Source organism: Streptomyces sp. CBMA123, assembly GCF_014596465.1.
In the GTDB taxonomy this organism is placed as follows: domain Bacteria; phylum Actinomycetota; class Actinomycetes; order Streptomycetales; family Streptomycetaceae; genus Kitasatospora.
In genome coordinates this window covers 1-12,995 of sequence record NZ_MECK01000290.1, presented here as the reverse complement: position 1 = coordinate 12,995, position 12,995 = coordinate 1, and the positions used below count along the sequence as shown (strand labels likewise).

Sequence of the window (12,995 nt, the reverse complement as noted above, 5' to 3'; positions counted from 1 at the left end):
TCAGCGGCGGACGGCGTCCAGCGCGAGCAGCGCCACGTGCAGGGACAGGCAGGACTCCACCTGGTCGAGGTCGACGCCGAGGATCCGCTCGACCTTGTGCAGCCGGTCGTAGAAGGACGGCCGGGACAGGTGGGCGGCGTCGGCCGCCGCCGACTTGTTCCGGCCCTGCTCCAGGTAGATCCGCAGCATCTGCACCAACTGGCCGTTGTGCTCGGCGTCGTGGGCCAGCAGCGGGCCCAACTCCCGCTCCACGTACGTCTGCAGGCGGGCGTCGTCGCGCAGCAGGTGGAGCAGGCCGCGCAGCCGGACGTCCGGCAGCCGGTAGTAGGAGGCGGTCCGGCCCCCGCCGGGCGCGTCGTGCAGGGCCGCGTCGGCGACCTGGGCGGCCTCCAGCAGGGTGCGCCGGGCGTCGCGGACCGAGCCGACCGAGGAGCCGACCGCGACCACCGGGCCGGGGGCGTCGGCGCCCTCCCGGCCGGCCTCGGCGGACATCCGGCGCAGGGTGGCGGAGAAGGAGTCCAGGGCGACGTGCTCGTCCTGCTGGGCGCCGAGCGCGATCAGCAGGCCGACGCCCTCGTCGTCCAGCGCGCCGACCAGGGCGGAGAGCCGGCAGGCCCGGACCGCGCCGGCGGCCAGCTCGGTGAAGTCGCGCAGCCGGGCCTGCGCCTCCAGCGCGGCCGGGATCGGCCCGCGGCGCTGGCGCAGCACCACGCCGACCAGCCGGCGGCCGTCCAGCGGGACGCCGAGCGCCTGGGCGCGCAGGGCCACCTCGGAGACGGTGAGCGCGTGGGTGAGGATGCCGGAGAGCAGGGTGCGGTGGGTCTGCCGCTCCAGGCTCTCCCGGTCGCGCACCACCAGCCGGTTGAGCGCCAGCGCGGAGGCACCGCGCTCCAGCAGCATGGCGTGCGGGTGCGCCTCGCCCTCCGGCAGCGGGCCCGGCTCCAGGGCCAGGACCAGCCGGCCCCAGTCCTGGCCGCGGGCGCCGACGGTGGTCACCAGCCAGCCGCTGCGCGGGTCGTGGCCGGTGCGGCCGGGCGGACGGACCCCGCGCGAGCGGCGCTCCCAGTCCTCCAGGAGTTCGGCCTCCGGGCGTCCGGCGGTGTCGTGGGCGAGCACCTGGTGGGCCAGGTTCTCCAGGACCACCGGCGCGCCCGCCATCCGGGCCACCTGGCGGATCACCTCGGGCGGCTCGGCGCCCTCCACCACCAGCTCGTTGAAGACCTGGTGGACCGATTCGGAGATCCGCAGCTGTTCCAGCTGGGCGTTCACCACCAGGGCGTGCACGGCCTCGGTGACGGCGACGAAGCGCACCTCGCGGCGGAGCACGATCAGCGGTAGTCCGCGCTGTTCGGCGGCGTGCACCAGGGCGCGCGGGAGCGAGTCGAAGTAGCGCCGGCCGAACTCGACCACCAGGCCGGCCACGCCGACCTCGTCGAGGTCGCGGACGTAGCGGGCCAGGCCCTCGCGGTCCTCGGGCAGGGCGATGCCGGTGGTCAGCACCAGCTCGCCGCCCTGCAGCATCCCGGCGACGTCGGGCAGTTCGCTGACGTGCACCCAGCGGACCGGCCGCTCCAGGCGGTCGGCGCCGGCCACCACCTGGGGCAGGCCGCGCCGCATCACCTCCAGGTCGAGGACTCGGGCGACGGTGGGGAGCATCGCGGGCCTCCTGGGGCCGGGGGGTGAGCGGAAGGGGAGGGGACAGGGTGTCAGGTGAATCATCCATCGGCCCGACGACCTGTTGCCCTGCGATGAGCCTTGCACTCTGTAAGGCCCTTCGTGTCGAGACTGTCGAAGTGACCCTTGTCACGTCAACCCCGCAGTTGGCAAGGTCAGCGGGACCGCAGACCCCCACCGCGGAAGCGTTTCGCCGCAGCGCGGTCGAACCGCGAGCACTTGGAGGAACCCAGATGGACCTGACCGACTTCGGCGCGGGCGCGCAGTACATCGCGGGCGGCCGGACCCGGGGGCGCGGCGAGCCCTTCCAGGTCGTCAACCCGGCCGACGGCAGCGTGGTCGAACAGGTCGCGCTGGCCACCGCCGGGGACGTGGACGCCGCCGTCGCCGCCGCGCGGGCCGCCCTGCCCGGCTGGTCCTCCGCCACCCCCGGGGCCCGGTCCGACGCGCTCACCCGGCTGGCGGCCGTGCTGGGCGCCGCCGGGGAGGACCTCGCCCGGGTGGAGACGGCGCAGACCGGCAAGCCGGTCAAGCTGGCCACCGAGTTCGACGTCCCCGGCACCGTCGACAACGCCGCGTTCTTCGCCGGCGCCGCCCGCAACCTGGAGGGCAAGGCGGCCGGGGAGTACTCCGGCGACCACACCTCCTACGTACGACGCGAGGCGATCGGCGTGGTCGGCTCGATCTCGCCGTGGAACTACCCGCTGCAGATGGCCGCCTGGAAGATCCTCCCGGCGATCGCGGCGGGCAACACCATCGTCCTCAAGCCGGCCGAACTGACCCCGCTGACCTCGCTGATGTTCGCCCGGGCCTGCACCGAGGCGGGCATCCCGGACGGCGTGGTCAACGTGGTCACCGGCGCCGGGCGTACGGCCGGCGAGCACCTCGTCTCCCACCCCGACGTCGCGATGGTCTCCTTCACCGGATCCACCGCCGTCGGCCGGCGGGTCGCCGAACTGGCCACCGCCGGCGTCAAGCGCACCCACCTGGAACTCGGCGGCAAGGCTCCCTTCGTGGTCTTCGACGACGCCGACCTGGACGCCGCGGTGCACGGCGCCGTCGCCGCCTCGCTGATCAACGGCGGCCAGGACTGCACCGCCGCGACCCGCGCCTACGTCCAACGCCCGCTCTACGACGCCTTCGTGGCCGGGGTCGCCGAGCTGTACGCGGCGATCCGGATCGGCGACCCGCTTAACCCCCACACCGACCTCGGCCCGCTGGTCTCCTACGCCCACCGGGACCGGGTGGCCGGCTTCGTGGAGCGCGCCCGCGGCTACGCCACCGTCGTCACCGGCGGCCCCGCGCCGGCTCGGGGCCACGACGGATTCGACCTCACCCGGGGCGCCTACTACGCGCCGACCCTGATCACCGGCGCGGCCCAGGACAGCGAGGTCGTCCAGGGCGAGGTCTTCGGCCCGGTGCTGGTGGTGCTGCCCTTCGACGGCGACGACGAGGGCCTGCGGCTGGCCAACGACACCCCGTACGGCCTGGCCGCCTCGGCCTGGACGGGCAACGTGCACCGCTCGCTGCGCGCCACCCGGGAGATCGCGGCCGGGTGCGTCTGGGTCAACGACCACATCCCGATCATCAGCGAGATGCCGCACGGCGGCTACAAGGCGTCCGGCTACGGCAAGGACATGTCGCAGTACTCGCTGGACGAGTACACCCAGGTCAAGCACGTCATGTTCGACACCACCGCGGTGGCCCGCAAGGACTGGCACCGCACCGTCTTCGGAGACAGATAACCCCCCAGACCGGGGTGCTCCCCCACGCACCCCTCTTCCCCAGGAGGCCCGTTCCATGGCGTTCAAGGCGTTCAAGGCGTTCGACGAGCTCACCGACGGTCTGCCCGAACCGGTCCGCAGGGCCTGGGAACGCAGTCTGACCAGCGGGCGGGCCGCGGTCGGCCGCCGCAGCCTGCTGCGCGCCGCCGCGCTGACCGCCGGAGCGGGAACCCTGGCCGCCTGCGGGATCCCGGCGGCCCCCAGGGCGACCGGCGACTCGACCGCCAACGCCGCCAAGGACCTCTCGGAGAGCGAGAAGGAGGTCGACTTCTCCAACTGGCCGCTGTACATCGACACCGACGAGAAGGACAAGCAGAAGCACGGCACCCTGGACGCCTTCACCGCGGCCACCGGCGTCAAGGTGAAGTACAACGAGGACGTCAACGACAACGTCGAGTTCTTCGGCAAGGTCAAGCCGCAGCTGGCGGCCGGCCAGGACACCGGCCGCGACCTGGTGGTGCTCACCGACTGGATGGCCGCCCGGTTGATCCGGCTCGGCTGGGCGCAGAAGCTCGACCCGGCGAACGTCACCACCGCGATCACCAACGTCGACGCCCGCTTCCGCGCCCCCGACTGGGACCCGGGCCGGCTCTACACCTACCCCTGGGCCGGCATCCAGACCGTCATCGCGTACAACCGCAAGGCGACCAGGGGCAAGGAGGTCACCAGCGTCTCCCAACTGCTGGACGACCCCGAACTCAAGGGCCGGGTCACCTTCCTCTCCGAGATGCGCGACAGCATCGGGATGGTCCTGCTGGACATGGGCAAGGACCCGGCGAAGTTCACCGCGGACGACTACGCCGGCGCGATCGCCCGGATGCAGAAGGCCGTCGACGACAAGCAGATCCGCCGCTTCACTGGCAACGACTACGGCCAGGAGCTGTCCTCCGGGGACATCGCCGCCTGCGTCGCCTGGGGCGGTGACCTGATCCAACTGCGCGCCGACAACCCGGACATCGAGTTCGTGATCCCGGAGAAGGGCTACCTCGCCTCGACCGACAACATGCTGGTCCCGGCCAAGGCACGGCACAAGACGAACGCGGAGAAGCTGATCGACTTCTACTATCAGCCGAAGATCGCGGCGCAGCTGGTCGCGGGCATCGGCTTCGTCTCCGCCGTCACCGGGATGAAGGACGAGCTCGCCACCATCGCCCCGGACAGCGCGGCCAACCCGCTGGTCGTACCCACCCCCGAGATGGCGGCCAAGGCGCACGTGTTCCGCACCCTCACCGAGGGCGAGGAGAGCGACTTCGAGCAGAAGTTCTCCAAGCTCATCGGCGCCTGACCCCACCCCCGGCCGACAGACCCAGGAAGACACCCCATGACAGACCAGCTGCGCGACGCGGCCGGCGGCGACGTCCGCCTCACCGGCATCGGCAAGACCTACGGCTCGTTCACCGCCGTCCACCCGCTCGACCTGACCGTCCCCCAGGGCTCCTTCTTCGCCCTGCTCGGCGCCTCCGGCTGCGGCAAGACCACCACCCTGCGCATGATCGCCGGCCTGGAGGAGCCCACCAGCGGCACCGTCCTGATCGGCGGCCAGGACGTCACCGCCCTGCCCCCGTACAAGCGGCCGGTGAACACCGTCTTCCAGAGCTACGCGCTCTTCCCGCACCTGGACATCTTCGAGAACGTCGCCTTCGGCCTGCGCCGACGCGGCAAGAAGGACGTCAAGAAGCAGGTGGAGTCCATGCTGGAGCTGGTCGAGCTCGGCCAGTACGCCCGGCGCAAGCCGCACCAGCTCTCCGGTGGCCAGCAGCAGCGCGTCGCGGTCGCCCGCGCGCTGATCAACCACCCCCAGGTGCTGCTGCTGGACGAGCCGCTCGGCGCCCTCGACCTCAAGCTGCGCCGCCAGATGCAGCTGGAGCTCAAGCGGATCCAGACCGAGGTCGGCATCACCTTCGTGCACGTCACCCACGACCAGGAGGAGGCCATGACCATGGCCGACACCATCGCGGTGATGAACGGCGGCCGGGTCGAGCAGCTGGGGGCGCCCGCCGACCTGTACGAGAACCCCGGCAGCACCTTCGTGGCCAACTTCCTCGGCCAGTCCAACCTGCTGCCCGCCGAGGTCACCGGCGGCGCGGGCGAGGACCTGCTGCTCAGCGTGGGCGGCGCCCGGCTCGCGGTGCCGAAGGCCCGCTGCGCCACCGAGGCCAAGCAGGTCCACCTGGGCGTGCGCCCGGAGAAGATCACCATCACCCACGCCGCCGAGGAGGTCGCCGAGGGCCGCAACAGGCTGGCCGGCACGGTGCTCGACTCCAGCTTCATCGGGGTCTCCACCCAGTACGTGGTGCGCACCGACGGCGGCCAGGAGGTCACCGTGTTCGAGCAGAACATGGAGCGCGACGCCCGGATCGTCCCCGGCGCCCCGGTGCTGCTGCACTGGAACCCGGCGCACTCCTTCGCCTTGGACGCCTCGCAGGCGATCGACGCGGGCACCGGGGAGGAGGCCGCGTGACCACCACCACCCCGGCGGCGCCGCCGCAGGCCGTACCTCCGAACAGCAGTCCGCTGGGCGACCGGACCCCGAAGCCCCGGCGCAAGCTCACGCCGTACTGGCTGCTGCTGCCCGGCATCGCCTGGCTGGTCGTCTTCTTCGCCGTCCCGATGGTCTACCAGGCGTCCACCTCGCTGCAGACCGGCTCGCTCGAAGCGGGCTTCAAGGTCACCTGGCACCTCGCGACCTACTGGGACGCCCTGGTCGAGTACAAGTGGCACTTCGTCCGCTCGTTCTCCTACGCGGCCATCGCCACCGTGCTCTGCCTGGCCATCGGCTACCCGCTGGCGTACACCATCGCCTTCAAGGCGAGCCGGCGCTGGCGCAACGTCATCCTGATCCTGGTCATCGCGCCGTTCTTCACCAGCTTCCTGATCCGCACGCTGGCCTGGAAGACCATCCTGTCCGACGGCGGCCCGGTGGTCGGCGCGCTCAACACCCTGCACGTCCTGGACGTGACCAACGCCGTCGGGCTCACCTCCGGCGACCGGGTGCTCGCCACCCCGCTCGCCGTGGTCTGCGGCCTGACGTACAACTTCCTGCCGTTCATGATCCTGCCGCTGTACACCTCGCTGGAGCGGATCGACCCCCGGCTGCACGAGGCGGCCGGCGACCTCTACGCCCGGCCCTTCACCACCTTCCGCAAGGTCACCTTCCCGATCTCGCTTCCGGGCGTGGTCGCGGGCACCCTGCTCACCTTCATCCCGGCCTCCGGCGACTACATCAACGCCCAGCTGCTGGGCTCGCCGAGCGAGCAGATGGTCGGCAACGGCATCCAGAAGCAGTTCCTGAACGTGCTCGACTACCCCACGGCGGCTGCGCTGAGCTTCATCCTGATGGCCCTGATCCTGGGCATGGTGACGGTCTACATGCGCAAGGCCGGGACGGAGGAACTGGTCTGATGTCCCGCATCCTGAAGTGGGTCCGCGCCCACCTGGTGGTGCTAGCCGGGCTGTTGGCCCTGGCCTACCTGGTGCTGCCCAACCTGGTCGTGCTGGCCTTCTCGTTCAACAAGCCGGTCGGCAAGTTCAACTACGAGTGGAACGAGTTCTCCACCGACGCCTGGACCAACCCCTGCGGCGTGGCCGACATGTGCCAGTCGCTCTCACTCAGCCTGCAGATCGCGGTGCTCGCCACCATCGGCGCCACCGTGCTCGGCACCATGGTCGCCTTCGCGCTGGCCCGCTACCGCTTCCGCGGCCGCTCGGCCACCACCGCGATGATCTTCCTGCCGATGGCCATGCCCGAGGTGGTCATGGCCGCCTCGCTGGGGACGCTGTTCCTCAACATGCGCATCCCCTTCGGCTTCACCACCATCCTCATCGCGCACATCATGTTCTGCCTCAGCTTCGTGGTGACGGCCGTCAAGGCGCGCGTGATGAGCATGGACCCGAGGCTCGAACAGGCCGCCCAGGACCTCTACGCGACCCCCGTCCAGACCTTCCTGCGGGTCACCCTCCCGCTGGCCGCCCCCGGCATCGCCGCCGGCGCGCTGCTCAGCTTCGCGCTCTCCTTCGACGACTTCATCATCACCCAGTTCAACTCGGGCCCGACCACGGTCACCTTCCCGATGTTCGTCTGGGGCGCCTCGCAGCGCGGCATCCCGGTGCAGGTGAACGTCATCGGCACCGCGATGTTCGTCGCCGCGGTCGCGCTGACCGTGGCCGGCCAGTGGCTCGGCAACCGCCGGAAGGCCACCGCCTGACGTACGGTCGGTCAGCGGTGGCCCGAACCATCACCTATCTGTGGAAAGTGGCTGATAATGCATGGACTCCGCCCGCGCGCTCAGTGACGCCAGGCCCACCCCCTTCTGGCTGGAGGACCCCGGCCGGCCGCAGGCGCTGCCCGCCCTGGTCGGCGACACCACCTGCGACCTGCTGGTCGTCGGCGGCGGCTACTCCGGCCTGTGGACCGCCCTCATCGCCAAGGAACGCGACCCCTCGCTGGACGTCGTCCTGGTCGAGGGCAACGAGGTCGGGTGGGCCGCGTCCGGGCGCAACGGCGGATTCTGCGCGGCCAGCCTCACCCACGGCTTCGGCAACGGCCTGGAGCGCTGGCCCGCCGAACTCGCCCAGCTGGAACGCCTCGGCGCCGCCAACCTGGACGCGATCGAGGCCACCCTCAAGCGCTACGGCATCGACGCCGAATGGGAGCGCACCGGCGAGATCGACGTCGCCACCCAGCCCCACCAGGTCGAGGAACTCCACGAGGTCGCCGAGGCCGTCGCCCGTTACGGCTTCGACCTCACCGTCCTGGACGCCGACCAGCTGCGCGCCGAGGTGAACTCGCCGACCTTCCTCGGCGGCCTCTGGGACAAGGACGGCGTGGCGATGGTCCACCCCGCCAAGCTCGCCTGGGGCCTGAAGGAGGCCTGCCTGGGCCAGGGCGTCCGGATCTTCGAGCACACCCGGGCCACCGAGCTGCGGGAGCACGGCAGCGGGATGGCGGCCCGCACCCCGTACGGCCGGGTCTTCGCCCGTCGGGTCGCGCTCGGCACCAACGTGTTCCCGTCCCTGCTCAAGCGCGTCCGTCCATACGTCGTGCCGGTGTACGACTACGCGCTGATGACCGAGCCGCTCGACGACGAGCAGCTCGCCGCGATCGGCTGGCGCGGCCGGCAGGGGCTCGGCGACAGCGCCAACAAGTTCCACTACTTCCGGCTCTCCGCCGACAACCGGATCCTCTGGGGCGGCTACGACGCCGTCTACCACTACGGCGGCCACGTCCGGCACGAGTACGACCAGCGGCCGGAGACCTTCCGCACGCTGGCCAACCACTTCTTCCGCTGCTTCCCACAGCTGGAGGGGCTGCGCTTCACCAACGCCTGGGGCGGCGCCATCGACACCTGCAGCCGGTTCTCGGCGTTCTTCGACACCGCGTACCGGGGCAAGGTCGCCTACGCCGTCGGCTACACCGGGCTCGGCGTCGGCGCCACCCGCTTCGGCGCCGAGGTGATGCTCGACCTGCTCGCCGGCGAGCGCACCGAACGCACCTCGCTGGACATGGTGCGCTCCAAGCCGCTGCCGTTCCCGCCCGAGCCGGTGCGCTGGGCCGGGATCGAGATCACCACCCGCTCGCTGGAGCGCGCCGACCGCAACGGCGGCCACCGCAACCTCTGGCTGCGCACCCTCGACCGGCTGGGGCTCGGCTTCGACAGCTGACCGCCGGCCCCCGCCCGGTAGGACCTGGTACGTCCCGGGACTCGCGCAAGAGCCCGGGGAGGAGCCCTGTGCAGGAGACCTGACCAAGAGACCTGTGTAAGAGACCTGTGTAAGAGGGACCCGCCGTCCGCCTCTCCTTGGTGGCGGCGGGTCTCGTTATCCCCGCCGCGCCCGACCAGCACGAACGGCGAGAAGCGGGGACACGACATGGAGAGCACCGGACTGCACTGGCTCGCCCAGGTGGCAGCGGACCCGGAGGACTTCCGGGAGCAGTGGGAACGCACCGGGCTGGGCCTGGTGCTGCTACCGGCCGGGCGCCGCTGGGACGTCCTCGCCGTCGCCGGGCCGCTCGGGCGCGCCGCCCTGGACGTCCTGGGCGGCCTGCACACCGGGTCCTGCGGCCCGGTCCTCGGTCCGGTCCTCGCCGACTTCGGCGAGGAGCACGTCAGCTTCCTGATGCCGGTCGGCACCGCCGCCCGCTGGGTCGGCACCGGTGTGCGCTGCGCGGGGGAGGGCACCTGGATCGTCGTCCCCCATCCCGGGCGCAGCAGCCGGGGCGTGCGCTGGCTGGTGCCGCCCGACGGCTCCGGGCGGCTCAACGACCCGGTACTGCTGGAGCTGGCCCTGCACGAGGCGGCGGCGGGGCTCGGGGGCTGGTAGCGCGGGGCTGGCACTGCGGGGACTGGTACTGCGCGGGGTGCCTCCGACGGCAGCGCGTGGTTCCCGACGGCAGCGCGCGGGCCGGTGGGCCGGGTCAGACTGGAGGCGTGACCACCGCCCCGCACGCCGTCGACGCGTCCCTCCGGCCGGGACCCGCCCAACTGCGCCTGGCCGCGCTCGCCGGGCCCGTCTGCGCCCGGTACGGCTTGGCGCTGGCCGGTGGGCACGCGCTGCGCGCCCACGGCGTCGCCGCCTGCCCGCAGGACGGACTCACCCTGGCCACCGGCGGGGCCGACCTGCCGGAGGTGGCCGCCGCGCTGGCCGAGGCGTACCGCGCGGCCGGCGGCGTGGCCGTCGAGCGGCCCGGCACGCCGCGACTGGAACAGCTGACCGTACGGCTGGCGCTGGGCGGGCGGTCGCACTCGGTGGAACTGCGGAAGGAGCCGCTCGGCCACCGGCCCGTGCGGCTGGACTTCGGCGTTCCGGAGGCAGGACCCGGCACTTCGGAGGCGGACGCCGGTGCTCCGGAGGCGGATGCCGGTGCTCCGGGGGCGGACCGCGATGTGACGGAGCCGGGCGAGCCACCGGTGGTGCTGCCGGTGGTCGCCCTGGAGGACGCGGCGGCACTCACCACCACGCTGCTGGTCGACCGGGGCATGCCGCGTGACCTGATCGATGTGCACGCCCTCACCCGCAACTACCGCGAGGGTGAACTACTCGCCCTGGCGGGGGAGTTGGACCCGGACTTCCAGCCGGGCGCGCTCGCCGACCGGCTGGAGACGCTGGCCGAGGCGGCGGACGGCCGGTTCCGCGCCCGGGGCGTCGAGGCCGGGGCGGTGGACGGGCTCAAGCGGTGGGCGCTCGCCTGGGCGCAGGACCTCCGGCTCGACCTGCTGGAGACCCAGGAGGCGGCGGACGGGCTGCACGACCCGTACCTGGAGGACGAGGAGTCCTGAGGCTGCTCCCGTCCTGCTTCACCCGTCCGGCGCAGTGACCGGACGACCTGTAAGGCTGAATCCGCGATCCCCGTCAGCCTGTTCGTTGAGCCGTGCCCCGGCGGCCACCAGACTGGAAGACGTAGCGCGGTAGCCCCGTGAATTTCCGTCGCCCGGCCCACTCGCGGGCGGCGCCAGACCGGACCGGTGGCAGGACGCCGCCCGGGACTTCGGAGGCAGACGGACTTGAGCAAGCACATCACTCACTGGATCGGCGGCCAGTCGGTCGCCACCGCCGGTGCGGCGCCCCGCCGCGGTGACATCTTCGACCCGGCCACCGGCCAGGTCGCCGGCCAGGTGGACTTCGCCGGGATCGCCGAGGTCGACCAGGCCGTGGCCGCCGCCGCCTCGGCCTTCGCCGGATGGCGCACCGCCTCGGTGGCCAAGCGGAGCACGGTGCTCTTCGCCTTCCGCGAGCTGCTGAACGCCCGCCGCGACGAGCTGGCCGCGATCATCGTGTCCGAGCACGGCAAGGTGCACTCGGACGCGCTGGGCGAGATCGCCCGCGGCCTGGAGGTCGTCGAGTACGCCTGCGGCATCCCGCAGCTGATCAAGGGCGGCTTCACCGAGCAGGCCTCCACCGGCGTCGACGTCTACTCGATCCGCCAGCCGCTCGGCCCGGTCGCGATCATCTCGCCGTTCAACTTCCCGGCCATGGTGCCGATGTGGTTCTTCCCGATCGCCATCGCGGCAGGCAACACCGTCGTGGTGAAGCCCTCGGAGAAGGACCCGTCCGCGGCCAACTTCCTGGCCGGGCTGTGGAAGGAAGCCGGCCTGCCGGACGGCGTCTTCAACGTCGTGCACGGCGACAAGGTGGCCGTCGACCGCCTGCTGGAGCACCCGGACATCAAGTCGGTCAGCTTCGTCGGCTCCACCCCGATCGCCCGCTACGTCTACGAGACCGGCACCCGCTACGGCAAGCGCGTGCAGGCCCTGGGCGGCGCCAAGAACCACATGCTGGTGCTGCCCGATGCCGACCTCGACCTCGCCGCCGACGCCGCCGTCAACGCCGGCTTCGGCGCGGCCGGCGAGCGTTGCATGGCCGTCTCCGTCCTGGTCGCCGTCGACCCGATCGGTGACGAGCTGGTCGACAAGATCAAGCAGCGGATCGCCACCCTGAAGGTCGGCCCCGGCTGCAACGGCGAATCCGAGATGGGCCCGCTGGTCACCGGCCAGCACCGCGACAAGGTCACCTCCTACGTCGAGTCCGGCGTCGCCGACGGTGCCGAGCTCGCCGTGGACGGCCGCAAGCACCCGGTCACCGCCGAGGACAAGAACGGCAGCCCGACCACCGACGGCTTCTGGCTCGGCCCCACGCTGTTCGACCACGTGAAGCCCGGCATGTCCGTCTACAACGACGAGATCTTCGGCCCGGTCCTCTCCGTCGTGCGCGTCGCCTCCTACGACGAGGGCCTGGCGCTCATCAACGCCAACCCGTACGGCAACGGGACCGCCCTCTTCACCAACGACGGCGGCGCGGCCCGGCGCTTCCAGTTCGAGGTGGAGGTCGGCATGGTCGGCATCAACGTGCCGATCCCGGTGCCGGTCGCCTACTACTCCTTCGGCGGCTGGAAGGCCTCGCTGTTCGGCGACGCCCACGCGTACGGCCCGGACGGCGTGCAGTTCTTCACCCGTGGCAAGGCCGTGACCCAGCGCTGGCTGGACCCGTCCCACGGCGGCATCAACCTCGGCTTCCCCACCAACAGCTGAGCCCTCCCGTCCAGCAGGCCGGACCCCTCTCTCCGGGGCCCGGCCTGCCCCTTTTGCAGGTCGTTTGCATCCGGACGCAGATGCGCGTACAGTTCTTCGAGCTGCCTGGCAGGGAGCACCGGACACGCGTCTGCGCGGACGGTCCCGAGGTAGCCAATCCCTTGAAACACCACTTCCGGTTCGTGCCGGTCGTTTCGCTTTTCGCGTGGCGGCTCGGTGCTTATTCGGCGTGCGCCTTTTATCGGATTGCAGCTGGATTCGCTTTTCGGAGCGGGGATCGGCTAGAGTTTGAAACGTCGGACAGGGCGTCAAGCCCCGGAAGACACCGGCGAGTTGGATGAACGAAGCCCCGGAAACGGAGCGGAAAACATCTGATAAGCTGGGAACACGAAAGAACGAAGCGCCCGGAGGGCCCGCTGGAAGGCGGCTCGAAGGAAGTGTCCGTTCCTTGAGAACTCAACAGCGTGCCAAAAGTCAACGCCAGATATGTTGACATCCCCGGCCTCGATCG

The 12,995-nt window shown here is 71.5% G+C and carries 10 protein-coding genes; 9 read left to right on the top strand and 1 reads right to left on the bottom strand.

The genetic code is table 11. The features are described from left to right. Positions 1-1,656 (bottom strand): PucR family transcriptional regulator, encoded by a 1,656-nt coding sequence (locus tag BG452_RS27515; protein ID WP_188307053.1) that lies wholly within the window; start codon positions 1,654-1,656, stop codon positions 1-3. Between the two features lie 251 nt (positions 1,657-1,907). Here BG452_RS27515 and BG452_RS27510 point away from each other — a divergent pair, with 251 nt between their 5' ends. The 9 genes from BG452_RS27510 to BG452_RS27470 all read left to right on the top strand — a co-directional run bounded on the left by BG452_RS27510 (position 1,908) and on the right by BG452_RS27470 (position 12,484). Continuing rightward, complete coding sequence (locus BG452_RS27510; protein WP_188307052.1) at positions 1,908-3,419, top strand: gamma-aminobutyraldehyde dehydrogenase; 1,512 nt, start codon at positions 1,908-1,910, stop codon at positions 3,417-3,419. 55 nt (positions 3,420-3,474) lie between these two features. Continuing rightward, complete coding sequence (locus BG452_RS27505) at positions 3,475-4,743, top strand: spermidine/putrescine ABC transporter substrate-binding protein (RefSeq protein WP_188307051.1); 1,269 nt, start codon at positions 3,475-3,477, stop codon at positions 4,741-4,743. Between the two features lie 36 nt (positions 4,744-4,779). Further along, positions 4,780-5,919: an ABC transporter ATP-binding protein gene (locus tag BG452_RS27500; RefSeq protein ID WP_188307050.1), complete on the top strand. Its 1,140-nt coding sequence runs from the start codon at positions 4,780-4,782 to the stop codon at positions 5,917-5,919. Beyond that, positions 5,916-6,860 carry an ABC transporter permease gene (locus BG452_RS27495; RefSeq protein ID WP_411293030.1) on the top strand — a complete coding sequence of 315 codons (945 nt, stop codon included), beginning with the start codon at positions 5,916-5,918 and terminating at the stop codon, positions 6,858-6,860. The genes BG452_RS27500 and BG452_RS27495 overlap by 4 nt, the downstream gene beginning before the upstream one ends. Then, positions 6,860-7,663 (top strand): ABC transporter permease, encoded by an 804-nt coding sequence (locus BG452_RS27490; protein ID WP_188307049.1) that lies wholly within the window; start codon positions 6,860-6,862, stop codon positions 7,661-7,663. The genes BG452_RS27495 and BG452_RS27490 overlap by 1 nt, the downstream gene beginning before the upstream one ends. A gap of 61 nt (positions 7,664-7,724) precedes the next feature. Continuing rightward, positions 7,725-9,119 (top strand): NAD(P)/FAD-dependent oxidoreductase, encoded by a 1,395-nt coding sequence (locus BG452_RS27485; RefSeq protein ID WP_188307048.1) that lies wholly within the window; start codon positions 7,725-7,727, stop codon positions 9,117-9,119. A gap of 207 nt (positions 9,120-9,326) precedes the next feature. After that, entirely contained in the window at positions 9,327-9,779 is a 453-nt protein-coding gene (locus BG452_RS27480) for a hypothetical protein (protein WP_188307047.1), read from the top strand. A gap of 107 nt (positions 9,780-9,886) precedes the next feature. Beyond that, entirely contained in the window at positions 9,887-10,735 is an 849-nt protein-coding gene (locus BG452_RS27475; protein ID WP_188307046.1) for a nucleotidyl transferase AbiEii/AbiGii toxin family protein, read from the top strand. Between the two features lie 225 nt (positions 10,736-10,960). Beyond that, complete coding sequence (locus BG452_RS27470; RefSeq protein ID WP_188307045.1) at positions 10,961-12,484, top strand: CoA-acylating methylmalonate-semialdehyde dehydrogenase; 1,524 nt, start codon at positions 10,961-10,963, stop codon at positions 12,482-12,484. The last annotated feature ends 511 nt before the right edge of the window (positions 12,485-12,995 follow it).

Coding starts and splice junctions, on each gene's coding strand:
- BG452_RS27515 (WP_188307053.1), bottom strand. CDS start 1,656: ATGCTCCCCACCGTCGCCCGAGTCCTCGACCTGGAGGTGATGCGGCGC.
- BG452_RS27510 (WP_188307052.1), top strand. CDS start 1,908: ATGGACCTGACCGACTTCGGCGCGGGCGCGCAGTACATCGCGGGCGGC.
- BG452_RS27505 (WP_188307051.1), top strand. CDS start 3,475: ATGGCGTTCAAGGCGTTCAAGGCGTTCGACGAGCTCACCGACGGTCTG.
- BG452_RS27500 (WP_188307050.1), top strand. CDS start 4,780: ATGACAGACCAGCTGCGCGACGCGGCCGGCGGCGACGTCCGCCTCACC.
- BG452_RS27490 (WP_188307049.1), top strand. CDS start 6,860: ATGTCCCGCATCCTGAAGTGGGTCCGCGCCCACCTGGTGGTGCTAGCC.
- BG452_RS27485 (WP_188307048.1), top strand. CDS start 7,725: ATGGACTCCGCCCGCGCGCTCAGTGACGCCAGGCCCACCCCCTTCTGG.
- BG452_RS27480 (WP_188307047.1), top strand. CDS start 9,327: ATGGAGAGCACCGGACTGCACTGGCTCGCCCAGGTGGCAGCGGACCCG.